Below are 22,168 nucleotides of genomic sequence, written 5' to 3' on the forward strand. Positions count from 1 at the left end.
CGGATGTGCACCGGCGTCGTGACGAGGATTCGCGGCTCCGGGCACAATTCCAAAGCGGCGCGGATATCGGCCGGAAAAAAAGGCTTACCGGAGTGCAGTGCCATTCCGCCAAGGCAAAGCGGCAGAAGAATACTGGTCTCGAGACCGTACATGTGCTGCGGCGGTACCGTGGCGATGACACTAGCCGACTGCTCTGGCCTTAAACCTAGGCCAGCCCCGATCAGTTTCGCACTCTCGCAAAAGCTCAGCCACGTTTTGACGTGAGCTCTCGGCTGGCCCGTGCTACCGGACGTAAACGCGATTGCAACTACTTGATCTCCCGGAATTTCCGGGATGTAAGCGTCCTGGCGTGGCGTCTGTCGTGGGCTGCAATCGTAACGGACGATCGTATCAAGTCCTTCCGGAGACTCCGGACCGTCAACTAGACAATAGAGCTGCGGATATTGTTCCGTCACTTGCTGCAAGACCCTAGGTGCCCGGCTCGGCGGCAGCAGGTTGATCTGCCCTTTGAGCACGGCTGCGGCGAAAGCCGCGAGAAACCGGTATCGGTTCTCGCAGAGATTGACCATGTAAGGACGATCGGGGAGATTTGCCGCCAGATTGATTACTTCCCGGAAAAATTCGCCCAAAGTTATGGAACGGCCATTATCAATAGCGATAACTCGGGCATCCCTAAAACGGTCGATCAATGGATAGTGCGGCCTGAGGAGGCTGGCGTCGTGGGAGATGATCTTGTCTTGATATTTCGTTAATGGCCTGTTTGCCACGGGTGTTATTCACTATTTTTAGGATGAATTTTGCGCAAAAACTATACGCAAAGCGCTAAGGTATTTAAATGAAGCAACTGTATTCTCCTGTATACAAACCGTAACTCTTTTGGAGCCGGCGTTCCATCTCTAGTTTTTGCCAGAAGAATTCCTGCAATACGACCTGCCTGCAAAACGTCGCGCCAATTTGCCGGACTGAAACATTGAAAACCGCTCCAAACTCGACTTAAACCAGCAGATAAATTTACAAGCTTCGGCACAATCTGGTATTAAGGGAATGGCGCTTCATTTCGCGCCCCGTGTCGATCTAAGTTCAACAACCTCAAGGAGAATTCCAATGAAAAAGATGATGACAGTGGTGGGTGGTTTGTTGTTAATCAGTCCTATCCTAGCCCACGCGACCAGCCATACCCAAGGAGCCGGTCCCAGGGGAGATGGCGCGAGTGGTTGCGGCTGGGGAGCGTTGCTGTTCGACGGCAACAGCGGCGTCGGCGCCCATTCACTCGCGATTACCACCAATGGCAGCTTCGGCAATAACACTTTCGGTATATCGTCCGGCACCAACGGTTGCGACGCCAACCAAACCATTCGCTACAGGGGCGGCCGCATGTACATCGGGGCCAACATGACCAAGCTGGCCGAGGACATGTCTCGCGGAAACGGCGAAACACTTGCCGGGCTTTCCGAAGTTATGGGCATCGCAAAAGAAGATCGCCTGGCCTTTTTCGCGCTGGTCAAGAAACATTTCGCCGTGATTTATCCGCGAGAATCCGTTACCAGCGACGAGGTAATGGACGCCTTGATCGTCGTGATGAAGTCCGACTCCGCATTGGCGAAGTACGTCGGCTGATCCCTAGCTTGCGAGGCGCTCCCCGAAATATGAAGCGCCTCTTCTTTCATCCGCCGTGAAGTCGCTCTTATGCCTCGTTGTTGTTCTGACATTTCAGACGGCAGCTTTCCGCGCCTTTGGGTCGGAAAATCCCTCGATACTGCTTCGACAGGCGCGAGCGATGCGTCTGCACTACGACCCTACCTGGCTGGCCCTGGGCCATTACCGGCGCACTCCCTTCGGAGACTGGGCCAGCGATGCGGACGACCCGGCCTTTTTTCTTGCCGAAACGGGTCAACACGATCCCGACGCGGAATTATCCGCCACCCTTCTAGCCTATTTTGCGCCAGGAGACGGAGACGAGCACCCTCGGTGCCGATTTCCCGCTCGTTATCATTGGCTAAAAAGCCGGCTCGATTTCGGCGGTTCGCTATCTTCGGATCACGACTGCAAAGCGTTTTCCGAATGGACCGAGACCCTGAAGGCCCATTCGGTAAGCCTGATCTTTCCCGCATCCTACCTGAACAGCCCGTCATCCATGTTCGGACATACTTTTTTGCGCCTAGACCGCGAAAATCAGGATGAAAATGCACGCCTGCTGGCCCATACGATCAATTATGCGGCGGACGTGAATGTGGCGGACAACGAATTGTTCTACGCGTACCGAGGTCTGTTCGGTGGCTATCCGGGCGTGATTTCGGTACAGCCGTTTTATGAAAAAGTTAAGGAATACAGCGACTTCGAAAACCGCGATATTTGGGAATATTCCCTTAACCTGTCGCCCGCCGAAACCGCGCAACTGATCCGTCACGTCTGGGAAATTCGGCCGATTCGGTTCGACTATTACTTTATCGGAGAAAACTGCTCTTATCGTATTTTGAGCTTGCTGGATGTCGTGCGTCCGGCTCTTGCGCTTCGGGAGAAATTTCCCTACCGCTCCATTCCCTCGGATACCGTGCGCGCCATCGTTGATGCGGGATTGGTCGAGCATGTGGATTACCGTCCATCCGCGGCAACGGTGTTGAACGAGCATACCCGCCAGCTCACGTCTGACCAACGCCGCGTGGCCAGACAGTTGGCAGATGGAAAAATCGCGCTGGACAGCGCTGCTCTTAGACCGATGTCTGCCGCCGAACAAGCGGCTACACTGGAGACGGCATACGAGTCTTTGCGCTACCGGTCGTTGGCCGACAAATTGCCGAGGGAGCGTGTTGCCGGTCTGAGTTATAAACTCCTGCTGGCCCGCAGCCGGATCGATGACGTTTCACCGCTAAAACCGCCGGAGCGTCCGGCCACTCGGGATGATGAAGGGCACAAGCCTTGGCGCGCCGACCTCGGCTTCGGTTTTTTCGATCATACGGCGTTCGGCTCATTCCGATTGCGCTCCGCCTATCACGATCTGACCGATCCTTTAGCCGGCTACCGGCTGGGAGCCCAGATCAAATTTCTCGATGCCAGTGTCCGGTATTACGAAGACGAGAGATTCCGCGTCGAAGCCGTGGATGTCATCAATATCGCATCATTAACCCCGCGCACAGAGTTTATCCAGCCCTTGTCCTGGTCCGTCGGCCTCGGCGCCCGGCGAAAATTGCTTGAAACCGGCCGACCGTTGGTCGGCTATCTGGACGGAGGCGTCGGTTTGAGCTACAGCATCGGCGACGGAATGATCTTCGGCCTAGTGAACGGCACGCTTGAAGTAAGCGAGTCGGTTCGACCGAACGTCGATATCGGGCTTGGCCCCCGCATCGGCTGGCTGTATCGCGGCCTGGGCGGGCAGGGACTGCTGGACTTTCGAATTGACTGCTATATCGTGGAAGACGAGTATTGCACGGGCGGATTGCGCTTGGACCATACGGTGAATCTAGGCAAGGACTATGCGCTGAACCTGCGTCTCGGCCGAGACCGGGGAGAGCGTACTTATGCGAGTGAATTTCTTTTGTCGGTGCGGCGGTATTTTTGAGAGTCGAACAAATATTGCCGCGTATTTGCATCCGGCGCTGATGGAGCATTACCGTGTCCCGATGCTTTTTCCGAAATCTTTTGATTATTCCGTTCGCCCTTAGCCTTTCCGGATGCGCCAGCCTGCTTTTTTATCCGGACCGGGCGATGCGGCTCACACCCGATGCCTTAGGCCTGAAATACGAAGATGTGAACCTGGTCACCCCAGACGGGATTAAATTGCACGGCTGGTTCTTGTTTGCTCGCGGCGCCCCGCGCGGAACGGTATTTTTCCTCCACGGCAATGCCCAGAACATCAGCACTCACATCTATAGCGTCGCCTGGCTGCCGGAAAAAGGATATCAGGTGTTTCTCCTCGACTATCGCGGCTATGGACTATCCGACGGCTCGCCAGGTCTGCCGGAAGTGTTGACCGATGTGGCTACAGGCTTTCAATGGCTTTTGAGCGAGCCTCGCGTAGTGAACAGAAACCTTTTCCTTTTAGGCCAAAGCCTGGGTGCAAACTTGGGCGCCTACTTCGCGGGCGCGAGTCCGGAAACGCGCCAACGCTTAACTGCGATCGTTTTGGATGCGCCGTTTGCCAGCTATCGCGAAATCACCCGTGACAAACTGGCCCAATTCCCGATCACGTGGCCGCTACAATATCCGCTCTCCCGACTGATGCCGGACGACTATAGCCCGATCAAAAATATCGCCGAGATATCACCATTGCCGCTGCTCATCATCTGCAGCGAAACCGATGACATAGTGCCGGCCCGTCACAGCATCGCGCTGTTCGAAGCGGCCGGCGAACCCAAGTCGCTCTGGGTCACCGAAGGATTTCACATCGCCACCTTTGGTCAAGAGAAAAACCGCCAACGCTTGCTCTCTTTTCTCGAGGAACATGGACGTTAAACGCTCCAGCGACCAACAATCTTAAGCCTTGAACGAAATGGCCGTACCGAGGGACAGCTCTAAGTCTCGATCGGCGCGTCCACAGTTGACTGCGATTTCAATCAGTCCGATTGAGTTTTGATACCAGAAGGCTTGGGTGGCGGGAACCGAACAAAATGTGTTAGCCTGCCGTAACGACTGGCCATTTGCACAGAGCGTCATTCCGCAGTATTCAGTCCTGTGCCGCATTCCAGTAATGGCATTGCCGTAGTGATCGAAATAGATGATCTCGGCGAGATCGGACGGCCATTCGATCAGATCCGGTTTCTGATGGTTGTGGCTCGCCCAGCTGAAGTCATGGGTGGCAATGCGTGCAGCGATAGGAGCGAAAAGATCGCGGCCGTGGAAACTCGACGAGAGCATCCTTGGACGCCAATCGATCACCCGCCATTCCGCTTCGGCCGATTGCGCTGCCACAGTATTGAGGAGACCGTTATCCGGCCCCACAAACCATTGCCCATCCGCTTGTAGAACAACCGGCAACCGTTCACCGCCGACGCCGGGATCGACCACGGCAAGAAATACGCTACCGGTCGGAAGTTGTTTGCACAGGGCTGCGAGTAGATATGAACTCCACCGGGGCTCGCCCATGGGTGCGTTGCTAACGAGATTTACAATGTCGACTCCCGGCGCCCGCAATCGCAGCACCGCTTCCATTTGCCCAAGATACGGCCCCTCTGAACCGAAATCGGTAAATAGAAAAATCATATCGGTGTCAGCAACAGCGGATTGACGGCTATGGTCTGACCTTACTCGTCTTGGAGGTTTGGAATCTGCTCTATGCGTCTAGGCCGAAACAATCGCGAAAATACAAGCCCCAACTCGAACAGCAGCCAGATGGGCACTGCCAAAAGACTTTGCGAAACCACGTCGGGAGGTGAAAGCACCATTCCGATGACAAAAGCGGCCACAATAATGTAAGGCCGTTTTTCGGACAGGCTCTCTCGGGTAGAAATGCCGCTCCAAATTAGCACGATGGTCGCAATTGGAACCTCAAACGAGACCCCGAAAGCGAAGAACAAAGTTAGTACGAAATCCAGGTAATGCGTAATATCGGTCATTACCGCTACTCCCGCCGGCGCCGTTGCGGTCAGGAACCCGAAAATCAGAGGGAAGACCAGATAATAGGCAAACGCCATACCCCCATAAAACAGCACTGTACTTGCAAACAGAAGCGGCAGCACCAGACGGCGCTCATGCTCATATAAGCCCGGCGCGACAAAGGCCCAAACTTGGTAAAGAATATACGGTATCGACAGGAAAACCGCCGCCACCAGCGTAAGCTTGAACGGTGTCAGGAATGGCGAGGCGACATCGATCGCGATCATTTGCGAACCGGGCGGCAAATGCTTCATGAGCGGCCCTGCCAAATAAGCGTAGATCTCGTTGGCAAAATAGGCCATGCTCATAAAAACAAACAAAACCACGAGTATGCACCGCAGCAGTCTATCCCGTAGTTCTACTAGGTGAGAAATAAAAGGTTGCTCGGTGTCTTGCATCTGTCCCCGACTATACTTTTTATAGTTCACCATCGCGGTGCTTAGAAGCAGGCTCTTTTTCGTCCGTTTCGTTCGGATCAGATATCGACACGCGATCTTTCTTTTTGCCAGGTCGCACCGGAGTCGATAATAACTCCACCTTTTTCTTTTCTTCTAATAAAGATTGACGCAACTCTTGCAACTGAAGCTCATGGTCAATTTCTTGCCTCACCGAAGCGGCCATTGCACGAGCCCTTCGAACCCACAGTGCGACCTCTCTTGCCACCTTGGGTAGACGCTCCGGACCGAACACCAGAAGCGATACGACACCTACCAAGACCAATTCCCAAAAGCCAATATCGAACATGCTTTTTTGAATCGTTGTTAGGTCGTCTTGTCTTTGTTCTCGTGGACCGCCTCTCCGTCGATCGTCCTCCCGGATTTCTCTTCGTCCCCCTCGCTCATCGCACTACGAAAACTCTTTATTGCCGATCCCAGATCGCCGCCAATGTTACGTAGTCGTTTGGTGCCGAACAGCAACAGTACGATCAAAAAAAGGAGCAGTAGCTCCCATATACCGATACCCATCAATTTACTCCTACATGCTTTTAGTGACGTTAACTCGAGAGATATTACCGAATTCGCTTCGTTAAAAATAACCAGGCGTTTTCCCGGCCAAGATCCAGTACGATTCTCTGCATCCGTTTCTTGGTCATTGGTAATCGCCATATTCTACTGTTAAAGAATTTACGGGCACATAGAGCGAGCTGGCCACTGCAAATTAAAACCACGAAAATAAGACCGCACAAAATCAAATAAGTTAGGCCTATCGTATAAAACTAGCACTACTTCCATCCGACATCCCGTTTCACTCCGACCTTGGCGACCGCTGACACCTCAGTGCCTAAGGTAAATCATCCATAACAGCCCCTCCGGCCAAGAGACAAGATCGCTGGCACTTTCCTTGCGACGTTCTGCCTTAATCACCTATAATAAATGGTTCCGCCAAGCCGACTAATTCTACGCCGGGTTGCTACTGTCTAGCTTTTTCTGGATAATCCCCGACTCGAACGAGCCTACTCACAGGTTTACCGTATGCAAACGATGATGCTCAAAGCAAAGCTACACAGAGCTCGAGTGACACACTCCGAACTCGAGTATGAGGGCTCTTGTGCCATTGATGGTTTGCTACTCGAACGCTCGGGAATCAGAGAATATGAACAAATCCACATTTATAATGTTAACAACGGGCAAAGGTTCACTACCTACGCCATTCGCGCACAAGAGGGATCGGGCGTAATTTCTGTCAATGGCGCTGCCGCTCGTCTTGCTGCTCCTGGAGACATCATGATTATATGCGCCTACGTAGGGTTAAATCAGAGCGAACTCATCGGCTATAAACCCACACTGATCTATCTTGGAGAACACAACCAAATCGTCCGGACGGGTCAGTCGATCCCCATACAAGCAGCCTGAGCTCAACTGCGTCACCTACTGATTTAGCGGTTTGCATTTAATAACTTAGCCGAATCGCCGGGACTAACTGACAGTTCGCCATCGTGCCGCCAATTCACATCCGCAAAACCGCCGCGGTCACATCCGCAGCCTGACGGTTGGGCTTAACATCGTGCACGCGAAACAAAGCCACTCCAGCCGATACTCCAAGAACAGTAGTTGCTATCGTCGCCCCCACCAGTTCCGGCGGATGACTCTCGCCGCAGATCGCCCCCATAAAGCGCTTCCTGCTTGTCCCTAATAAAACCTTATAACCCGTCGCCACGAAGCGACTTAGCTCTTTAATCAACCGCAGATTGTCGTCTTTCCGCTTTCCAAACCCGATGCCAGGATCGATGACAATGTTCTCGGCCGCAACCCCTTCTTTCATTGCAGCTTCTGCCCGTTCCATTAAGAACACCAATACTTCTTCGACTACATCCGTATACACGGGGTTATCTTGCATACCTTTTGGCTTGCCCTGCATATGCATAAGTACCAACGGCACACCAACCTTTGCTGCTACCGAGAACATCCTTGGGTCATCCCTACCGGCTGAGATATCATTCACCATGTTTACGCCAGCAGATATCGCTTCCTCTGCGACGCGACTTCTTGTCGTATCGACGCTTAACATCACATTGTGCGGCAAATGGCTGCGCAAAGTACGAACGACCGGAATGACGCGGCTAAGTTGCTCCTCTTCGCTAACCGGCTCTGAGCCGGGCCGCGTCGACTCCCCACCGATATCGATGATATCCGCACCCTCTAATACCATACGTTGCGCATGCAATAACGCGTCCGCTGGCACACAATACCGGCCACCATCCGAAAAGCTATCTGGAGTTACGTTCAGAATCCCCATGATAAGGGGCTTATATTGCATGACGGAGTTCCCGCGCAAGAGCACCGTTAGATGCCGAAAATTCCGCTTGGTGACGGTAGTATAAATGAGCGACCGATATTTTCTCAGCCGCTTCCTACGTTATATGAGTAGGCTAGGCAATGCGGAAAACTTTACTTTGCTGCAGAGCAATTGGCCCGCATAAGCGGGCCAACGACATTGGCCATTCAGGCCAATCTTGCACCTTAGCCGGCGTCCGGCTCTTATGCGTTTGACCGATCAACAAGTTCTACGTATGCCATGGGTGTGGCATCGCCCCTGCGGAAACCGCATTTCAAAATCCTTAAATAGCCACCCGGCCGATCCTTAAATCGGGGTCCTAACTCGTCGAACAGTTTTACGACTGCGTCACGGTCTCTGATACGCGCAAACGCAAGGCGTCGTGCGGCTACGCTATTCTTCTTCGACAAGGTGATCAAAGGCTCAGCAAACCGCCTGATCTCTTTCGCTTTCGGCAAAGTCGTTTGAATGATCTCATGTTGGATCAAGGAGGCAGTTAGGTTTCGAAACAAGGCGTTTCGGTGACTGCCGGTAATATTTAGTTTTCTACCCGAATTACGATGCCGCATTTGTTACACCCACACAAATTTAAGAGTCTTGTTGGTCACGTTTAAGACCCTCGGGAGGCCAATTTTCAAGTCGCATGCCAAGTGACAAACCCTTCGTCGCCAAAACATCCTTAATTTCAGTCAGCGACTTCTTTCCAAGGTTTGGGGTTTTGAGCAAATCCACTTCGGTCCTTTGAATCAGATCGCCGATGTAGAATATGTTTTCCGCCTTCAAGCAATTAGCGGAGCGAACAGTCAGTTCGAGATCATCAACCGACCGAAGCAGCAACGGATCGAACTGCGGCCTTTCTTCGCTGATTCTCGGCGTCTCCTCACTTTTGAGGGCAACGAATACCGATAGGTGTTCGTTCAAAATCGATGCAGCTTGTCGAACCGCTTCTTCTGGATCAACCGTCCCATTAGTTTCCAGCTCCAGAATAAGCTTATCTAGATCCGTACGCTGCTCGACACGAGCGTTCTCTACCAAATACGAGACGCGCCGAATCGGGCTAAAAGAAGCGTCGATATTAAGCACGCCAACTGCGGTTTCCGCCTGCCCGGAATTCCGCGCGCCCACCGGCTGATATCCTCGACCCTTTTCAACTTTGAGCGTCATGCTTAACTTCCCGGAGTGCGTCAGATTCGCGATCTCCAACTCCGGGTTAAGAATTTCCGCATCGTGGGTAAGCTCTATGTCGCTTGCGGTAACTTTGCCAGGACCCGACTTGTTTATCTTAAGCGTAACCTCTTGTCCGGTCGGTATACGAATCGCGAGGTTCTTAAGGTTCAAAAGAATGTCAATAACGTCTTCTTGAACGCCATCTATCGTAGAGTACTCATGCAATACCCCTTCTATTGTTACTTCCGTAACTGCACAGCCGGGTATCGAGGAGAGCAGAACTCGCCTCAGCGCATTGCCCAGGGTATGACCAAACCCCCTTTCCAGAGGCTCGATTACAATCCTCGCACTGTTTCGATCTATGGGATTGACGTCAACCAACCGCGGTTTAATTAGATTCGCCAAGTAGTTTTGCATCGATTAGGAACAACAATTATTTGGAGTACAACTCGACAACCAGTTGCTCGTTTATTTCAGCGCCCAGATCACTACGTTCAGGCACTGACTTAAACACGCCCCGCATTTGCTTTGCGTCGACATCCACCCAAGCAGGAAATCCATACTGTTCCAAAACTTGCAGTGCATCTTTAACTCTTAGCTGATTCTTTGCCTTTTCCCGTACTGAGACAACATCTCCTGGCGCGACTTGGTAGGACGGCACATTCAAGACCTTGCCATTAACCGTAATCGCTTTGTGGCTAACAAGCTGGCGCGCTTCGGCCCTGGTGGAAGCAAAACCCATGCGATAGACCACGTTATCTAAACGAGACTCGAGCAGGTTCAGCAAGTTTTCGCCGGTTGATCCCTTTCTGCTCGACGCGGCCTTATAATAATTCCGGAATTGGCGCTCCAATACGCCGTAAATTCTGCGCAGCTTCTGCTTCTCGCGGAGCTGAGTTGCGTAGTCCGACATACGGGCGCGCTTCTGGCCGTGCTGCCCCGGCTGTTGATCGAGCTTGCACTTTCCTTCGAGCGACTTGCCGCGCGATTTAAGAAACAGATCCGTGCCTTCTCTTCTACTGAGCTTGCACTTCGGCCCTAGATATCTAGCCATTTTTCGCCCCTCTGCTTATACCCGCCGTTTCTTTGGAGGACGGCACCCATTGTGCGGTATCGGTGTGTCATCAATAATATTCGTGATCTTAAATCCCATATTATTGAGCGTCCTTACCGCCGACTCTCTGCCTGGCCCAGGTCCCTTTATTCGCACATCCAGATTCTTCACGCCATAATCCTTTACTATGCTTCCCACCTTTTCTGCGGCGACCTGAGCAGCAAACGGCGTGCTTTTCCGAGACCCGCGAAACCCCGAGGCCCCAGCAGTTGCCCATGCGAGCGCATTACCCTTACGATCTGTAATCGTTATTATGGTGTTATTGAATGACGCGCTGATGTGAACAACTCCGTCAGAAATATCTCGTTTAATCCGTTTTGCGGGACGACTAGATGCAGCCATGTCGATGTCTTACCTCGAAACCACTCTTTAGATTTATTTGCGAATCGGCCGTCGCGGACCTTTTCTGGTTCGTGCGTTAGTACGGGTCCGTTGCCCGCGAACAGGGAGACCTCGCCGATGCCGCATTCCACGATAACAACCCAAGTCCATTAGGCGCTTGATATTCATCGCGCTCTCGCGCCGAAGATCCCCTTCCACAACAAACTTCGCAACTTCCTCGCGGATGCGCTCGATATCACTGTCCCCGAGTTCCCTGACCTTAACCGAGGGGCTCAGACCAACATTCTCACAAATCAGTGATGCCCTAGATCTGCCGATACCATAAATCGCCGTAAGCGAAATAACTAGGTGCTTGTGATCCGGGATATTAACTCCCGCAATTCGTGCCATTTATCCTGCCTCCACATCAACTCTCTAGACTTAGGCTGAATCTCGCATCATACCACGTCATTTAAGAATACGCTATTCAATGATTAGCCTTGGCGCTGCTTATGACGCGCATCCTTACATATTATGCGAACAATCCCTTTTCTCTTCAAAATCTTGCAGTTTCGGCAGATCTTCTTAACTGACGCACGAACCTTCATTAAAATTCCCCTGATGATTGTAAACCGTGATTCTAAAACCAGGTTAACTGAGCTTGATATTGGACTTCTTTAGTAAACCTTCATACTGGTGCGAAATGATGTAGGTTTGGATTTGTGACATAAAATCCATTACCACCACCACTATGATCAGCAGAGAGGTTCCGCCGAAATAGAACGGCACGTTCCAATAAACGATTAAAAATTCGGGCAGCAAGCATACAGCGGTAATGTAAATGGCGCCCGCCAATGTCAAACGCGTCATCACGGCATCAATATAGGCTGCGGTTTGCTGGCCAGGCCTGACACCCGGAATAAACGCGCCCGATTTCTTCAGGTTCTCCGCCGTTTCATTCGAGTTGAACACCAACGCGGCATAGAAAAAGCAAAAAAAGACGATCGCGCCGGCGTAGCACAACACGTATAGCGGTTGCCCGGGTGATAAAGTTGTGGCGATATCCTGCAGCCAACCAAGGTTCTTAGTGTTTCCGAACCAACCCGCCAACGTTGCAGGAAATAGGATGATACTAGACGCAAATATCGGCGGTATCACACCCGACATATTCAACTTCAAGGGCAGAAAACTCTTGTGAGCAGCATACATCCGCCGTCCTTCCTGCCGTTTCGCATAATTAATGGTAATCCGCCGCTGCCCCCGCTCAACAAACACGACGAGCGCCGTTACTGCTAGCGCAATACCAAACAGAGCGACGATACTCATCATGCTCAATTCACCGGTTCGCGCTAATTCGAGGGTGCCGCCAACTGCCGACGGAAGCCCAGCCACAATACCGGCAAAAATTATGATAGATATCCCATTTCCAATCCCTCGTTCCGTAACCTGCTCGCCAAGCCACATCAAAAACACGGTTCCGCAGACCAGCGACACAGCCGTGATAAACAGGAAGTGAATTCCCGGGCTAATAACGACAGGGACACCTGAGGCGGATTGGTTTTGTAGCGCAAGCCCGACTCCGATGGCCTGGAACGTTGCGAGAAAAACGGTGCCGTACCTTGTGTACTGGTTGATTTTTTTCCGCCCTGACTCACCCTCTTTTTTTATCTGCTCCAGCTTCGGGATTACGCCTGCCATCAATTGCATAATGATTGAAGCCGAGATATACGGCATGATCCCAAGAGCAAATATACTCAGGCGCTTCAGCGCGCCCCCTGAAAACATGTTCACCATGTCCAGTATCGACCCGCCTTGCTGCGCGAACATCGCAGCCAAAGCCTTTGGATCAACTCCAGGAATGGGAACGTGTGCCCCAATTCGGTAAACGACGAGAGCGCCGATTACGAAGAGAAGCCGTTGGCGAAGCTCTGTGAGCCTACCAAACCTTTCGCTTAGGGTGGAGTTCGCGATGCTCACTTATGCCTCGATTGTGCCGCCAGCCGCTTCGATTTTTGAACGCGCGCCCTTCGTAACTTTAATGCCGACAAGGGTCACCGAGGACGTCAACTCTCCCGAGTCAATAACCTTGACAGAGCGAGCCTGCGCCGGAACCAAATTTGCCGCCTTTAACGCTTGGATATCGACTTTCTCGCCAGCCAGCCGATTAAGTTCGTTTAACCGAACCTCAGCGACGAACGCTTTTACTCTCGATTTAAATCCGACTTTCGGCAGTCTCCGTTGAAGCGGCATCTGTCCGCCTTCGAATCCTACCTTATGAAAGCCTCCGGCTCGGGCTTTTTGGCCTTTATGTCCTTTTCCGCTGGTCTTACCCAATGTAGAGCCAATGCCGCGCCCGACGCGGGTTCTCTTTTTTCTGCTGCCTTCCGACGGCCTAATCGAATTTAGGAACATTTAAGCATCCTCAATCTTGAGCATGTACGCAACCTTGTTGATCATCCCGCAGTTAGCCGGTGTTGCGCTAACGTATACCGGTCGGTGCATACGTCTGATGCCAAGCCCGCGAAGACACGCCTGGTGAGACTTAAGACGCCCGATCTCGCTCTTTATCTGCGTAACTTTGAGTTGCTTCTCGCTCATTTATCTTTCCCCGAACGATTATCTGCCAATTTCCCGCGCTTGGCTGCGATGGAACGAGGGTCTCTGATCTCCGTCAGTCCTTTAATCGTTGCGCGAACGACGTTAATGGGGTTATTTGTTCCAATACACTTGGCAAGCACATTATGTATGCCAACAACCTCGAATACCGCGCGCATCGCACCTCCCGCGATGATCCCGGTACCTTGAGATGCCGGCTGCATAAATACCTTGGCAGCCCCAGTGCTAGCGGTGATTGCGTAATGCAAGGTGTCACCGTTGAGGCTCACCTTACGCATATTTCTCCGGGCTTGCTCCATTGACTTCTGGATCGCGACAGGAACTTCGCGCGCTTTGCACAAGCCATACCCGATCCGACCATTCCCGTCACCAACAACAGTTAACGCGGTGAACCCGAACTGACGGCCGCCCTTTACAACTTTGGCGACGCGCCTGACCGCGACCAACTTTTCCTGAAACCCTTCGGCCGAACTGCTCTGAACGTTTAGGCTCGCCATAACTCCCCCTAAAACCCAAGCCCGGCTTCACGCGCGGCGTCAGCCAATGCTTTGACACGACCGTGATATTTGAATCCTGATCGATCGAAGGCCACATTTGATACTCCCGCCGACAGCGCCCGTTCCGCTATTAGCCTGCCAATCGCTTTGGCCGCCTCAACGTTTCCGGTCGACGCCAAGCTGGCCTTGATATCCGGCTGCAACGTAGATGCCGACGCGAGGACCAGCGCCCCATCGGCGCTCGTTACCTGTGCATAGATATGACGCGGCGTCCGATGGACGGTAAGCCGATTCACGCCTAATGACTTGATGATCGCTCTGGCTTTCGTCGCCCGCTTCAATCTCGCCGATTTCTTATCCATCAATCACCTACTTCTTTTTCGCTTCTTTTCTGACGACTTCCTCTTCCGCGTATCGAACACCTTTTCCCTTATAAGGCTCCGGTGGTCGATATGCTCTGATGTCGGCAGCAACCTGACCCACCCGCTGTTTGTCGCACCCCTTGACCACAATCTCGGTCTGGGAGGGCGTTTCGATCGTAATACCCTCCGGAGCGGTAAGCTCAAGAGGGTGGGAAAATCCCAGCGAGAGACTCAATACGTCTCCTTTCGCTTGAGCCCTATAGCCAACGCCAACCATCGTCAATTTACGAGCGAAGCCAACGCTCACGCCCGTTACCATATTCGCAATGTTTGCACGCGTGCTACCAGCAAGCGCATTAGCTTGTCTATCGGCTTTATCGGCTAAAATCGATATATGACCGTCTGCGATTTCAACTCGAACTTTGGGACTCAAACTGCGAGTCAGCGCACCTTTAGCACCCTTTACGGTGATTACGTCACCGGAAATGCTAGCCTCCACTCCTTTCGGAAGAGCGACCGGATTTTTTGCTATTCTGGACATTGATAAGTCTCTATGCTCGATTACGACACCAGACAGAGGACCTCGCCACCATGCCCACCCTCTCGTGCATCCTTGTCTGTCATAACGCCTTTCGAGGTGGACACGATCGCCGTACCTAGCCCGCCCAGAATCAGGGGAAGCTTGTCTTTCGATCGGTAAATGCGACGGCCGGGCTTACTGACGCGTTCGAACTGCTCGATAACGGGCTGCCCTTTGTAATACTTGAGCTGCACACAAAGCGAGGCCTTCCCGGCATCCTGGCTTACCTGATAATCCGTGATGTAGCCTTCGTCCTTCAATACGCGGCATACTGCGATTTTAACGTTCGACGACGGCATAACGACTTCGTTTTTTCCGGCGGCTTGCCCGTTTCTTATACGGATGATCATATCAGCCAACGGATCGGTCATACTCATTTCAAATTCTCCGTAAACAAAACGGTTGGGCTCAGACGGTGATTGGGTCGACGATCCACTCTTACCAGCTTGCCTTCGTCACGCCCGGCACATCGCCGCGCATAACCGACTCACGCAGCTTATTCCGTCCGAGACCGAACTTCCGATAGAACCCGTGCGGCCTACCGGTCAAACTGCACCGGTTGTGGAGGCGCGACGGCGACGCGTCTCTGGGGAGCTGTTGAAGCTTTAGTTGCGCTTGGTATTTCTCTTCATCCGTCGACGACACACTCTGAACGATGGTTTTCAGCTCAACCCGCTTTTTGTAGTGCTTGCTAACCAACGCTTGACGCTTCTTTTCTCGTGCGATCATAGATTTTTTTGCCATTGCCGTTCCTATGTTCTAAACGGAAACTTAAACTGCTCCAACAGCGCACGGGCTTCGTCATCGCTGCCAGCCGAAGTCGTAATGGTTATGTCGATACCGCGTATAGCGTCGATTTTGTCGTAATCAATCTCGGGGAAGATGATCTGCTCCCGGACACCCATGCTATAGTTGCCACGACCGTCGAATGACCTTGGGCTCAATCCGCGGAAATCTCGAATCCGCGGTATCGCTATATTGACAAGCCGATCCAAAAATTCATACATCCTATCACGCCGCAGCGTTACTTTGCAGCCTATGGGCATGCCCTCTCTGATCTTGAACCCGGCGATTGACTTTCTGGCGATCGTTACGATGGGTTTTTGGCCGGAGATCTTTTGCAGGTCTTCCATCGCGTTCTGGAGTATCTTCTTGTCGGCTACGGCTTCGCCTACTCCCATATTAAGGGTGATCTTTTCCAGTCGCGGAACTTGCATTACCGATTGGTAGTTAAATCGCTTGATCAGCTGCGGAACTACCTGTTCTTTGTAAATAGATTGAAGCCTAGCCATTTCTGTTATCCGCAAAATCAAACGTCAATAACTTCGTTCGTGGACTTGAAATAACGAACCTTTCTACCGTCGGCCAAAAGCTTAAAGCCCACTTTATCGGGTTTGTTTGTTCCCGGGTTATACAGTGCCACATTAGACCGGTGAATCGGCATAGCCTTTTCAACTATTCCGCCATTTATTCCCCTCATCGGAATCGGTCTTTGGTGTTTCCGAACCAGGTTGATACCTTCGACGACGACCCGATCGTCCGAGGACACCGACAAGACCGCACCCCGCTTCCCTTTGTCTTTCCCGGTGAGCACTACAACTTGATCGCCTTTCTTAATCTTTCGCATGACGCAAGGATCCTCGTTAAAGTACTTCAGGTGCGAGCGAAATGATCTTCATGAACTTTTCGGACCGCAGTTCTCGCGTAACCGGCCCGAAAATGCGCGTGCCGATGGGTTGATGCTGATTGTTAAGCAACACTGCCGCATTGCCGTCGAACCGGACAACCGATCCATCTGTCCGACGAACGCCTTTTCTTGTCCGCACAACCACGGCATTGTAAACCTCGCCTTTCTTAACGCGTCCGCGAGGAATAGCATCCTTAACGCTAACCTTGATGATGTCGCCGATGTTTGCATACCGGCGATGCGAACCACCGAGCACCTTGATGCACATGACCTTTTTAGCGCCGCTGTTATCAGCCACATCCAGGTTGCTTTGCATCTGAATCATCTTCGATACCCCTTATTTATTGCCGTTGCCCTTCTCGTTGTCATTTAGTCCGCTCGACCACTCTGTCCAGCATCCAAACCTTTTTCTTCGATAGCGGACGGCAGGAAGAAACAACTACGACGTCACCCTCGTGACACTCGTTATTCTCGTCATGGGCCAACACCTTGCTCGTTCGACGTACGAACTTTCCATAAACTGGATGAGATACCAACCGCTCCACCAGAACCGTGATCGTCTTATCCATTTTGGAGCTGATAACTCTTCCCGTGATGGTACGGGACGTCTTGACTGTTTCGCTCATACTGAAAAGCTCTTTTCGGTTAGAACCGTATTTACCCTGGCGATGTCCCGCCTAATCCCTTGCAGTTGATCCGATTTGGTTAATTGACCGGTAGCCTTTTGCATCCTGAGGTTAAAGCGCTCTCGGTGAAGTTCGAGCAGCATTTCTTTAAGTTCGCCCTCGGTTTTCGATCTAAGTTCGCTGGCTTTCATCACATGACCGTCCGAAACGAAAAAGTTGTCTTTATCGGAAGCTTAGCTGCGGCAAGCTCGAACGCTTCACGCGCTAACTCTTCGCTCACTCCCTCAAGCTCGTAAAGCATCGTGCCAGGCTTTATCTCCGCGACCCAGTACTCCACGCTTCCTTTTCCACTCCCCATTCGAACTTCGAGCGGCTTTTTCGATATCGGTTTATCGGGAAATACGCGAATCCACATCTTTCCACCACGCTTAACATGTCGTGTGATAGCACGGCGCGCGGCTTCAACTTGCCTCGCAGTGATCCTTCCCCTCTCCACGGCCTTCAGACCAAACTCGCCGAAACTGACCCGGTTACCTTTGGTGGCGAGGCCTGTGTTTCTGCCTTTCTGCTGTTTTCTATATTTCGTTCTCTTCGGCTGCAACATGGTCTACTAGCCCCGGTTATACCTCAGATGAAGCGACGCCTTTGGATTCGCTTTCTCCGGTTGAAAAAACCTCGCCCTTGAAAATCCACACTTTCACTCCGATGACTCCGTAAGTTGTCTTCGCCTCGGCGAACCCATAGTCGATATCGGCACGAAAGGTGTGAAGAGGAACACGTCCCTCGCGGTACCACTCACTACGTGCAATTTCTGCGCCGTTCAGCCGCCCGCTTACGTTAATTTTCACTCCTTCGGCACCAAGCCGAAGAGTGTTGGTCACGGCGCGCTTCATCGCACGCCGGAACATGATTCGCTTTTCCAACTGCTGGGCAACGCCTTCCGCCACGAGTTGAGCGTCCAGTTCAGGTTTACGAATTTCCTCTACACTTACCTGAACGGGAATGCCCATCATCGATGACAACTCTCGACGCAAGGCATCGATATCCTCACCCTTCTTTCCAATGACTAGACCAGGTCTTGCCGTGTGGATGGTGATATGCGCATTGTTCGCCGGCCGGTTAATTTGGACACGGCTGATCGATGCGTGTCCAAGTTTCCTTTTTAGGAACTCCCGTACCTTCAAGTCGTTGAAGAGAAACGCCGAGTAGTCCTTGCTGGACGCGTACCAGCGAGAGGTCCAATCTTTGATGTAGCCGAGCCGTATCCCGGTCGGATGAACTTTCTGCCCCATAAATATCCTTTATCGATGCTCTGAGACGTGAATCGTTATATGACATGTACGCTTGAGGACACGATTAGCACGCCCCTTGGCACGTGGCGACATGCGCTTCAGCGTAGGGCCCTCGGCCACTTCGATCACACTGACTAACAACTCGTCCACGTCGGCGCCGTCGTTGTGCTCGGCGTTCGCTATCGCAGATTCCAGCACTTTCTTTAAAATTCGCGCAGATTTCTTCGTGCTATAGCTGAGTAAATCGATCGCCTTGTCGACCCTCAGTCCCCGAATTTGATCGGCCACCAACCTGCACTTTTGAGCAGATACGCGCGTATTGTTTAGCTTCGCTACCGTTGCCATGTTTCACCGCCTCCAATCACTTTGTCTTCTTGTCGGCTTGATGGCCTTTGTACGTTCGAGTCGGGGCAAACTCTCCAAGCTTGTGCCCCACCATGTTGTCGGTCACGAGCACTGGAACGTGTTGGCGGCCATTGTGTACCGCCAAGGTGTATCCGATCATCTCAGGGATGATCATCGAACGGCGAGACCAAGTCTTTATGGGCTTTTTCGCCCCAGACTGCCCCATGTCCGCTACCTTTTTAAGTAGGTGATAATCGACAAACGGTCCCTTCTTAATCGAACGTGGCACGTCTTCTACCTCTCATATCTATTTTTGCTTACGACCCCGCACGATCATGGCGTCGGTGCGTTTGTTGTTTCGCGTCTTATACCCTTTGGTTGGCGCACCCCATGGAGATACCGGGTGTCTGCCACCAGAAGTTCTACCTTCACCACCGCCGTGCGGGTGGTCGACGGGATTCATCGCCACGCCGCGCACGGTAGGCCGAATACCGCGCCATCGGGTAGCTCCAGCCTTACCTAAAGAAATCAAGTTATGTTCGTGATTTGAAACTTCACCGATCACGGCTTTGCATTCGGCAAGCACCTTGCGCATCTCGCTCGACCGCAGGCGGATAGTTGCGTACGCACCCTCTTTTGCAACGAGTTGCGCGGACGCACCTCCGCTACGTGCTAGCTGAGCACCTTTTCCCGGCTTGAGCTCGATGCAGTGAATCAGCGTACCAATGGGGATGTTTCTAATCGGTAAACAGTTGCCAGGGCGTATGGGCGCATACTCCGATGAGACAACCTCGGCCCCGACGGTCACCCCCTTGGGCGCAATGACGTATCGCCGCTCGCCATCTTTGTAAACCACGAGCGCGATATGAGCTGTTCTATTCGGATCGTACTCTATACGCTCAACTCGGCCGGGTATCTCCAGCTTGTCCCGTTTAAAGTCGATCACACGATAAAACTTTTTGTGGCCGCCGCCTTTATGACGCGTCGTCACTCGGCCTTGATTGTTTCGACCGGAATTTCTCGTCTTTTTTTCGACGAGACCTGCATAAGGCTTCCCCTTGTGAAGACCTTCTGTCCGTACTCGAACCACAAACCGTGAACCGGCCGAGGTGGGTTTCGATTTAATTAGCGCCATCTGAAATTCCCGCAATTATTTACTGTTCTATGTTCTCGCGTTTTTCCTACGCTACGGACAGATCGATATCGAATCCCGGCTTCAGTTTCACGTACGCTTTTTTCCAGTCGGAACGTTTACCTATAAACCGCCCGGATCGCTTAACTTTTCCGCCCACATTCAGGACATGAACCGAGGCCACCTTAACATTGAACATGAGTTCAACGGCCTCTTTAATCTGAGGTTTACTCGCGGTCCGTTTTACACGAAAAGCAACCTGACCTGCTTTTTCAGCGGCCGCAGTGCTCTTTTCCGAAATAATTGGCGCCTCGATGACGCTCATTAGTTCCAGCTGTCTCATGCTAGGCCGACCTCAAGTTGCTTTGCTGCTTGTGACGTCAAAATCACTTTCTCGCTATGTACGAGGGCCACCGGATTCACGGAGCTGGCAGTGCACACCAACACGTCTTGGAGATTCCGCGCAGCCAAGAACAAGTTTTCATCAAGCGCATCGGTAACAACCAACCCTCGCTTAAATCCGAGACCTTGAAGCTTCTGAAGAAGCTCCTTTGTTTTAGGAGCCGAAGGATGAATATCATCGCTGATATACAACCGCCCTTGACGCAACAGCTCGGACAGAATCGACCGCATAGCAGCCCGGTACATCTTCTTGTTCAGTTTCTGTTCATAGGACCGGGGACGCGCTGCGAATGTAACACCGCCCGTACGCCAGAGAGGGCTTCGAGTTGTACCGGCACGAGCACGACCACTGCCTTTTTGTCGCCACGGCTTCGCACCGCCGCCGCTAACTTCTGAGCGCGTCTTTTGCGCTTTTGTACCGGATCGAGCTCCAGCGAAATACGCAACTACTAGCTGGTGAACAAGAGAATCATTGTAATCCCGCCCAAACACTGCCTCGGAGACTTCGAGCGGCGTGCCGCCATCGACAGCCGATGGAATCTGCAACCCCATATTACCCTCTTTACTTCTTAACAGCCGGCTTAATTAAGACCTCGGCACCTTTCGCGCCTGGCACAGCCCCCTTGATCAGAAGCAACGAGCGCTCCTTATCAACCGCGCACACCTTCAAACTTTGCACGGTGGTCGTGACACTACCAAGGTGTCCGGCCATTCGTTTGCCTTTAAAAACGCGACCAGGCGTTTGGTTCTGACCGATAGAACCCGGCGCACGATGCGATAACGAGTTTCCGTGCGTAGCATCCTGGGTTCTGAAGTTGTGACGCTTAACCACACCCGCAAAACCTTTACCGATACTCGTACCCTGAACATCGACGTATTGCCCTTCCTGGAAAATGTCTACGCCCACCTCGGAGCCCACCGAGTATTGACCCGCATCACCCTCTTCTACACGAAATTCCCATAAACCGCGCCCAGCCTCGACACCCGCCTTAGCGTAGTGCCCGGCCTCCGGCCTGGACAAACGGGACCTCTTCTTAACCCCAGCAGTCACCTGAATCGCCCGGTAACCGTCTGTATCCAATGCCTTGACCTGCACGACGCGATTCGGCTCCACATGGATTACGGAAACCGGCACTGCGGAGCCGTCTTCGGCATAAATACGGGTCATGCCGCACTTCCGCCCAACCAAACCTAACGCCATCGATCGCTCCTAAATACGTCAATTCAACTTTATTTGTACGTCTACGCCGGCAGCAAGGTCGAGCTTCATCAAAGCGTCAACCGTTTTATCCGTCGGCTCAACGATGTCCATCAAACGCTTATGGGTCCTCAGTTCGTATTGGTCGCGCGCGTCTTTATTGACGTGTGGCGAGATGAGAACGGTGTAGCGCTCTTTTTTGGTCGGCAAGGGGATCGGTCCCAAAACCTGGGCACCGGTTCGCTTGGCCGTTTCAACGATTTCGCTGGCAGACTGATCGATCAGTCGATGATCAAACGCCTTCAGACGGATCCTGATTCGCTGTTTTTGCACAGAATTACTCCAACACCTTGGACACGACACCGGCCCCGACGGTCCGGCCGCCTTCGCGCACCGCAAAGCGCAAGCCTTCCTCCATCGCGATCGGCGCGATCAATTTCACCGTGATCTTGACGTTGTCCCCCG

General features: G+C 52.4%; 38 protein-coding genes and 1 pseudogene. 4 read left to right on the plus strand and 35 right to left on the minus strand.

The features are described 5' to 3' along the window. On the minus strand, nucleotides 1–767 hold a 767-nt coding region (locus ABJK70_RS06165; RefSeq protein WP_347257575.1), incomplete at its 3' end, for an AMP-binding protein. A 337-nt stretch (nucleotides 768–1,104) separates the two neighbouring features. On the opposite strand from ABJK70_RS06165, the gene ABJK70_RS06170 reads away from it, so the two are divergent. The 3 genes from ABJK70_RS06170 to ABJK70_RS06180 all read left to right on the plus strand — a co-directional run bounded on the left by ABJK70_RS06170 (nucleotide 1,105) and on the right by ABJK70_RS06180 (nucleotide 4,449). Beyond that, the gene (locus tag ABJK70_RS06170) at nucleotides 1,105–1,617 is read left to right on the plus strand and encodes a DUF3015 domain-containing protein (protein WP_166642596.1); all 513 of its coding nucleotides are present in this window, start codon (nucleotides 1,105–1,107) and stop codon (nucleotides 1,615–1,617) included. 160 nt (nucleotides 1,618–1,777) lie between these two features. Beyond that, entirely contained in the window at nucleotides 1,778–3,556 is a 1,779-nt protein-coding gene (locus tag ABJK70_RS06175; protein WP_347257576.1) for a DUF4105 domain-containing protein, read from the plus strand. 80 nt (nucleotides 3,557–3,636) lie between these two features. Next, entirely contained in the window at nucleotides 3,637–4,449 is an 813-nt protein-coding gene (locus ABJK70_RS06180) for an alpha/beta hydrolase (protein ID WP_347257577.1), read from the plus strand. Between the two features lie 21 nt (nucleotides 4,450–4,470). Here ABJK70_RS06180 and ABJK70_RS06185 read toward each other — a convergent pair whose 3' ends face one another. From ABJK70_RS06185 to tatA, 4 genes are read right to left on the minus strand one after another with little or no spacing between them, the layout of a single operon-like run. Then, on the minus strand, nucleotides 4,471–5,196 hold the full coding sequence (locus ABJK70_RS06185) for an SAM-dependent chlorinase/fluorinase (RefSeq protein WP_156880770.1): 726 nt from the start codon (nucleotides 5,194–5,196) through the stop codon (nucleotides 4,471–4,473). 41 nt (nucleotides 5,197–5,237) lie between these two features. Continuing rightward, nucleotides 5,238–5,987 (minus strand): twin-arginine translocase subunit TatC, encoded by a 750-nt coding sequence (gene tatC / locus ABJK70_RS06190; protein ID WP_077731320.1) that lies wholly within the window; start codon nucleotides 5,985–5,987, stop codon nucleotides 5,238–5,240. Nucleotides 5,988–6,006: 19 nt separating this feature from the next. Beyond that, nucleotides 6,007–6,333 (minus strand): Sec-independent protein translocase protein TatB, encoded by a 327-nt coding sequence (tatB, locus tag ABJK70_RS06195; protein WP_077731286.1) that lies wholly within the window; start codon nucleotides 6,331–6,333, stop codon nucleotides 6,007–6,009. 17 nt (nucleotides 6,334–6,350) lie between these two features. After that, entirely contained in the window at nucleotides 6,351–6,554 is a 204-nt protein-coding gene (tatA, locus tag ABJK70_RS06200) for a twin-arginine translocase TatA/TatE family subunit (protein WP_077731287.1), read from the minus strand. A 507-nt stretch (nucleotides 6,555–7,061) separates the two neighbouring features. Between tatA and panD the strand changes: the two genes are divergently transcribed. Beyond that, nucleotides 7,062–7,442, plus strand: a complete 381-nt coding sequence (gene panD, locus ABJK70_RS06205) for an aspartate 1-decarboxylase (protein WP_086135211.1) — start codon at nucleotides 7,062–7,064, stop codon at nucleotides 7,440–7,442. Nucleotides 7,443–7,536: 94 nt separating this feature from the next. On the opposite strand, the gene folP is transcribed toward panD, so the two are convergent. The 30 genes and pseudogenes from folP to tuf form a co-directional block, all read right to left on the minus strand. Next, nucleotides 7,537–8,346 (minus strand): dihydropteroate synthase, encoded by an 810-nt coding sequence (gene folP / locus ABJK70_RS06210; RefSeq protein WP_133717893.1) that lies wholly within the window; start codon nucleotides 8,344–8,346, stop codon nucleotides 7,537–7,539. A 221-nt stretch (nucleotides 8,347–8,567) separates the two neighbouring features. After that, a complete protein-coding gene (gene rplQ / locus ABJK70_RS06215; RefSeq protein WP_077731290.1) occupies nucleotides 8,568–8,933 on the minus strand; it encodes a 50S ribosomal protein L17 in 366 nt (121 codons plus the stop codon). 19 nt (nucleotides 8,934–8,952) lie between these two features. Continuing rightward, a complete protein-coding gene (rpoA, locus tag ABJK70_RS06220; RefSeq protein ID WP_077731291.1) occupies nucleotides 8,953–9,948 on the minus strand; it encodes a DNA-directed RNA polymerase subunit alpha in 996 nt (331 codons plus the stop codon). Between the two features lie 16 nt (nucleotides 9,949–9,964). Next, entirely contained in the window at nucleotides 9,965–10,585 is a 621-nt protein-coding gene (rpsD, locus tag ABJK70_RS06225) for a 30S ribosomal protein S4 (RefSeq protein ID WP_077731292.1), read from the minus strand. Between the two features lie 15 nt (nucleotides 10,586–10,600). Beyond that, entirely contained in the window at nucleotides 10,601–10,987 is a 387-nt protein-coding gene (rpsK, locus tag ABJK70_RS06230; protein ID WP_077731293.1) for a 30S ribosomal protein S11, read from the minus strand. Between the two features lie 33 nt (nucleotides 10,988–11,020). Further along, a complete protein-coding gene (rpsM, locus tag ABJK70_RS06235; protein WP_077731294.1) occupies nucleotides 11,021–11,377 on the minus strand; it encodes a 30S ribosomal protein S13 in 357 nt (118 codons plus the stop codon). 83 nt (nucleotides 11,378–11,460) lie between these two features. Next, the gene (gene rpmJ, locus ABJK70_RS06240) at nucleotides 11,461–11,574 is read right to left on the minus strand and encodes a 50S ribosomal protein L36 (protein WP_077731295.1); all 114 of its coding nucleotides are present in this window, start codon (nucleotides 11,572–11,574) and stop codon (nucleotides 11,461–11,463) included. Nucleotides 11,575–11,617: 43 nt separating this feature from the next. After that, on the minus strand, nucleotides 11,618–12,943 hold the full coding sequence (gene secY, locus ABJK70_RS06245) for a preprotein translocase subunit SecY (protein WP_077731296.1): 1,326 nt from the start codon (nucleotides 12,941–12,943) through the stop codon (nucleotides 11,618–11,620). Further along, complete coding sequence (gene rplO / locus ABJK70_RS06250; RefSeq protein WP_077731297.1) at nucleotides 12,944–13,378, minus strand: 50S ribosomal protein L15; 435 nt, start codon at nucleotides 13,376–13,378, stop codon at nucleotides 12,944–12,946. It abuts the gene before it with no gap. Further along, nucleotides 13,379–13,564 carry a 50S ribosomal protein L30 gene (gene rpmD, locus ABJK70_RS06255; RefSeq protein WP_077731298.1) on the minus strand — a complete coding sequence of 62 codons (186 nt, stop codon included), beginning with the start codon at nucleotides 13,562–13,564 and terminating at the stop codon, nucleotides 13,379–13,381. Further along, entirely contained in the window at nucleotides 13,561–14,079 is a 519-nt protein-coding gene (rpsE, locus tag ABJK70_RS06260; RefSeq protein WP_086135210.1) for a 30S ribosomal protein S5, read from the minus strand. Before rpsE ends, rpmD begins: the two co-directional genes overlap by 4 nt. An 8-nt stretch (nucleotides 14,080–14,087) precedes the next feature. Beyond that, nucleotides 14,088–14,441: a 50S ribosomal protein L18 gene (rplR, locus tag ABJK70_RS06265; protein WP_077731300.1), complete on the minus strand. Its 354-nt coding sequence runs from the start codon at nucleotides 14,439–14,441 to the stop codon at nucleotides 14,088–14,090. Nucleotides 14,442–14,448: 7 nt separating this feature from the next. Next, on the minus strand, nucleotides 14,449–14,982 hold the full coding sequence (gene rplF, locus ABJK70_RS06270) for a 50S ribosomal protein L6 (protein WP_077731301.1): 534 nt from the start codon (nucleotides 14,980–14,982) through the stop codon (nucleotides 14,449–14,451). 20 nt (nucleotides 14,983–15,002) lie between these two features. After that, nucleotides 15,003–15,398: a 30S ribosomal protein S8 gene (gene rpsH, locus ABJK70_RS06275; RefSeq protein WP_077731302.1), complete on the minus strand. Its 396-nt coding sequence runs from the start codon at nucleotides 15,396–15,398 to the stop codon at nucleotides 15,003–15,005. Nucleotides 15,399–15,459: 61 nt separating this feature from the next. Continuing rightward, nucleotides 15,460–15,765, minus strand: coding sequence for a 30S ribosomal protein S14 (gene rpsN, locus ABJK70_RS06280; protein ID WP_133717891.1), 306 nt, complete (start codon nucleotides 15,763–15,765; stop codon nucleotides 15,460–15,462). Between the two features lie 8 nt (nucleotides 15,766–15,773). Further along, entirely contained in the window at nucleotides 15,774–16,313 is a 540-nt protein-coding gene (gene rplE, locus ABJK70_RS06285) for a 50S ribosomal protein L5 (protein ID WP_077731304.1), read from the minus strand. Between the two features lie 17 nt (nucleotides 16,314–16,330). After that, on the minus strand, nucleotides 16,331–16,648 hold the full coding sequence (gene rplX / locus ABJK70_RS06290; protein WP_077731305.1) for a 50S ribosomal protein L24: 318 nt from the start codon (nucleotides 16,646–16,648) through the stop codon (nucleotides 16,331–16,333). A 16-nt stretch (nucleotides 16,649–16,664) separates the two neighbouring features. Next, a complete protein-coding gene (gene rplN, locus ABJK70_RS06295; RefSeq protein ID WP_077731306.1) occupies nucleotides 16,665–17,033 on the minus strand; it encodes a 50S ribosomal protein L14 in 369 nt (122 codons plus the stop codon). A gap of 40 nt (nucleotides 17,034–17,073) precedes the next feature. Then, a complete protein-coding gene (gene rpsQ, locus ABJK70_RS06300) occupies nucleotides 17,074–17,334 on the minus strand; it encodes a 30S ribosomal protein S17 (RefSeq protein WP_086135209.1) in 261 nt (86 codons plus the stop codon). After that, nucleotides 17,331–17,525, minus strand: coding sequence for a 50S ribosomal protein L29 (gene rpmC / locus ABJK70_RS06305; RefSeq protein ID WP_077731308.1), 195 nt, complete (start codon nucleotides 17,523–17,525; stop codon nucleotides 17,331–17,333). Before rpmC ends, rpsQ begins: the two co-directional genes overlap by 4 nt. Then, nucleotides 17,525–17,938 (minus strand): 50S ribosomal protein L16, encoded by a 414-nt coding sequence (gene rplP / locus ABJK70_RS06310; RefSeq protein ID WP_077731309.1) that lies wholly within the window; start codon nucleotides 17,936–17,938, stop codon nucleotides 17,525–17,527. Before rplP ends, rpmC begins: the two co-directional genes overlap by 1 nt. A gap of 16 nt (nucleotides 17,939–17,954) precedes the next feature. Then, nucleotides 17,955–18,626 (minus strand): 30S ribosomal protein S3, encoded by a 672-nt coding sequence (gene rpsC / locus ABJK70_RS06315; RefSeq protein WP_077731310.1) that lies wholly within the window; start codon nucleotides 18,624–18,626, stop codon nucleotides 17,955–17,957. A gap of 9 nt (nucleotides 18,627–18,635) precedes the next feature. Continuing rightward, complete coding sequence (gene rplV, locus ABJK70_RS06320; RefSeq protein ID WP_077731311.1) at nucleotides 18,636–18,971, minus strand: 50S ribosomal protein L22; 336 nt, start codon at nucleotides 18,969–18,971, stop codon at nucleotides 18,636–18,638. Between the two features lie 16 nt (nucleotides 18,972–18,987). Beyond that, a complete protein-coding gene (gene rpsS / locus ABJK70_RS06325; RefSeq protein ID WP_077731312.1) occupies nucleotides 18,988–19,260 on the minus strand; it encodes a 30S ribosomal protein S19 in 273 nt (90 codons plus the stop codon). 18 nt (nucleotides 19,261–19,278) lie between these two features. After that, the gene (gene rplB, locus ABJK70_RS06330; RefSeq protein WP_077731313.1) at nucleotides 19,279–20,106 is read right to left on the minus strand and encodes a 50S ribosomal protein L2; all 828 of its coding nucleotides are present in this window, start codon (nucleotides 20,104–20,106) and stop codon (nucleotides 19,279–19,281) included. A gap of 46 nt (nucleotides 20,107–20,152) precedes the next feature. Then, nucleotides 20,153–20,446 (minus strand): 50S ribosomal protein L23, encoded by a 294-nt coding sequence (gene rplW / locus ABJK70_RS06335; RefSeq protein ID WP_086135208.1) that lies wholly within the window; start codon nucleotides 20,444–20,446, stop codon nucleotides 20,153–20,155. Next, complete coding sequence (gene rplD / locus ABJK70_RS06340; protein ID WP_347257578.1) at nucleotides 20,443–21,057, minus strand: 50S ribosomal protein L4; 615 nt, start codon at nucleotides 21,055–21,057, stop codon at nucleotides 20,443–20,445. Before rplD ends, rplW begins: the two co-directional genes overlap by 4 nt. A gap of 10 nt (nucleotides 21,058–21,067) precedes the next feature. Further along, a complete protein-coding gene (gene rplC / locus ABJK70_RS06345) occupies nucleotides 21,068–21,706 on the minus strand; it encodes a 50S ribosomal protein L3 (protein WP_347257579.1) in 639 nt (212 codons plus the stop codon). Nucleotides 21,707–21,724: 18 nt separating this feature from the next. Further along, complete coding sequence (rpsJ, locus tag ABJK70_RS06350) at nucleotides 21,725–22,036, minus strand: 30S ribosomal protein S10 (RefSeq protein ID WP_026609162.1); 312 nt, start codon at nucleotides 22,034–22,036, stop codon at nucleotides 21,725–21,727. A 4-nt stretch (nucleotides 22,037–22,040) separates the two neighbouring features. Continuing rightward, nucleotides 22,041–22,168, minus strand: a pseudogene (tuf, locus tag ABJK70_RS06355) (elongation factor Tu); the annotation flags it as partial.

The organism is Methylocaldum sp. (assembly GCF_039794385.1).
Taxonomy (GTDB): domain Bacteria; phylum Pseudomonadota; class Gammaproteobacteria; order Methylococcales; family Methylococcaceae; genus Methylocaldum.

Bases quoted from the DNA above. Each gene is read 5' to 3' on its own strand.
- rplP (WP_077731309.1), bottom strand. From the start codon at position 17,938: ATGTTGCAGCCGAAGAGAACGAAATATAGAAAACAGCAGAAAGGCAGA.
- rplR (WP_077731300.1), bottom strand. From the start codon at position 14,441: ATGGATAAGAAATCGGCGAGATTGAAGCGGGCGACGAAAGCCAGAGCG.
- rplC (WP_347257579.1), bottom strand. From the start codon at position 21,706: ATGGCGTTAGGTTTGGTTGGGCGGAAGTGCGGCATGACCCGTATTTAT.
- rpsD (WP_077731292.1), bottom strand. From the start codon at position 10,585: ATGGCTAGATATCTAGGGCCGAAGTGCAAGCTCAGTAGAAGAGAAGGC.
- panD (WP_086135211.1), top strand. From the start codon at position 7,062: ATGCAAACGATGATGCTCAAAGCAAAGCTACACAGAGCTCGAGTGACA.
- ABJK70_RS06175 (WP_347257576.1), top strand. From the start codon at position 1,778: ATGCGTCTGCACTACGACCCTACCTGGCTGGCCCTGGGCCATTACCGG.
- ABJK70_RS06185 (WP_156880770.1), bottom strand. From the start codon at position 5,196: ATGATTTTTCTATTTACCGATTTCGGTTCAGAGGGGCCGTATCTTGGG.
- rplX (WP_077731305.1), bottom strand. From the start codon at position 16,648: ATGCGAAAGATTAAGAAAGGCGATCAAGTTGTAGTGCTCACCGGGAAA.
- rpsQ (WP_086135209.1), bottom strand. From the start codon at position 17,334: ATGAGCGAAACAGTCAAGACGTCCCGTACCATCACGGGAAGAGTTATC.
- rpsM (WP_077731294.1), bottom strand. From the start codon at position 11,377: ATGGCACGAATTGCGGGAGTTAATATCCCGGATCACAAGCACCTAGTT.
- rplQ (WP_077731290.1), bottom strand. From the start codon at position 8,933: ATGCGGCATCGTAATTCGGGTAGAAAACTAAATATTACCGGCAGTCAC.
- rpoA (WP_077731291.1), bottom strand. From the start codon at position 9,948: ATGCAAAACTACTTGGCGAATCTAATTAAACCGCGGTTGGTTGACGTC.
- rplW (WP_086135208.1), bottom strand. From the start codon at position 20,446: ATGAGACAGCTGGAACTAATGAGCGTCATCGAGGCGCCAATTATTTCG.
- rpmJ (WP_077731295.1), bottom strand. From the start codon at position 11,574: ATGAAGGTTCGTGCGTCAGTTAAGAAGATCTGCCGAAACTGCAAGATT.
- tatC (WP_077731320.1), bottom strand. From the start codon at position 5,987: ATGCAAGACACCGAGCAACCTTTTATTTCTCACCTAGTAGAACTACGG.
- folP (WP_133717893.1), bottom strand. From the start codon at position 8,346: ATGCAATATAAGCCCCTTATCATGGGGATTCTGAACGTAACTCCAGAT.
- rpsE (WP_086135210.1), bottom strand. From the start codon at position 14,079: ATGGCGAGCCTAAACGTTCAGAGCAGTTCGGCCGAAGGGTTTCAGGAA.
- rplN (WP_077731306.1), bottom strand. From the start codon at position 17,033: ATGATTCAGATGCAAAGCAACCTGGATGTGGCTGATAACAGCGGCGCT.
- rplD (WP_347257578.1), bottom strand. From the start codon at position 21,057: ATGGGGTTGCAGATTCCATCGGCTGTCGATGGCGGCACGCCGCTCGAA.
- rpsC (WP_077731310.1), bottom strand. From the start codon at position 18,626: ATGGGGCAGAAAGTTCATCCGACCGGGATACGGCTCGGCTACATCAAA.
- rpmC (WP_077731308.1), bottom strand. From the start codon at position 17,525: ATGAAAGCCAGCGAACTTAGATCGAAAACCGAGGGCGAACTTAAAGAA.
- ABJK70_RS06170 (WP_166642596.1), top strand. From the start codon at position 1,105: ATGAAAAAGATGATGACAGTGGTGGGTGGTTTGTTGTTAATCAGTCCT.
- rpmD (WP_077731298.1), bottom strand. From the start codon at position 13,564: ATGAGCGAGAAGCAACTCAAAGTTACGCAGATAAAGAGCGAGATCGGG.
- rplF (WP_077731301.1), bottom strand. From the start codon at position 14,982: ATGTCCAGAATAGCAAAAAATCCGGTCGCTCTTCCGAAAGGAGTGGAG.
- rplE (WP_077731304.1), bottom strand. From the start codon at position 16,313: ATGGCTAGGCTTCAATCTATTTACAAAGAACAGGTAGTTCCGCAGCTG.
- rpsK (WP_077731293.1), bottom strand. From the start codon at position 10,987: ATGGCTGCATCTAGTCGTCCCGCAAAACGGATTAAACGAGATATTTCT.
- rpsH (WP_077731302.1), bottom strand. From the start codon at position 15,398: ATGAGTATGACCGATCCGTTGGCTGATATGATCATCCGTATAAGAAAC.
- tatA (WP_077731287.1), bottom strand. From the start codon at position 6,554: ATGGGTATCGGTATATGGGAGCTACTGCTCCTTTTTTTGATCGTACTG.
- rplO (WP_077731297.1), bottom strand. From the start codon at position 13,378: ATGTTCCTAAATTCGATTAGGCCGTCGGAAGGCAGCAGAAAAAAGAGA.
- rplV (WP_077731311.1), bottom strand. From the start codon at position 18,971: ATGGCAACGGTAGCGAAGCTAAACAATACGCGCGTATCTGCTCAAAAG.
- rplB (WP_077731313.1), bottom strand. From the start codon at position 20,106: ATGGCGCTAATTAAATCGAAACCCACCTCGGCCGGTTCACGGTTTGTG.
- rpsN (WP_133717891.1), bottom strand. From the start codon at position 15,765: ATGGCAAAAAAATCTATGATCGCACGAGAAAAGAAGCGTCAAGCGTTG.
- tatB (WP_077731286.1), bottom strand. From the start codon at position 6,333: ATGTTCGATATTGGCTTTTGGGAATTGGTCTTGGTAGGTGTCGTATCG.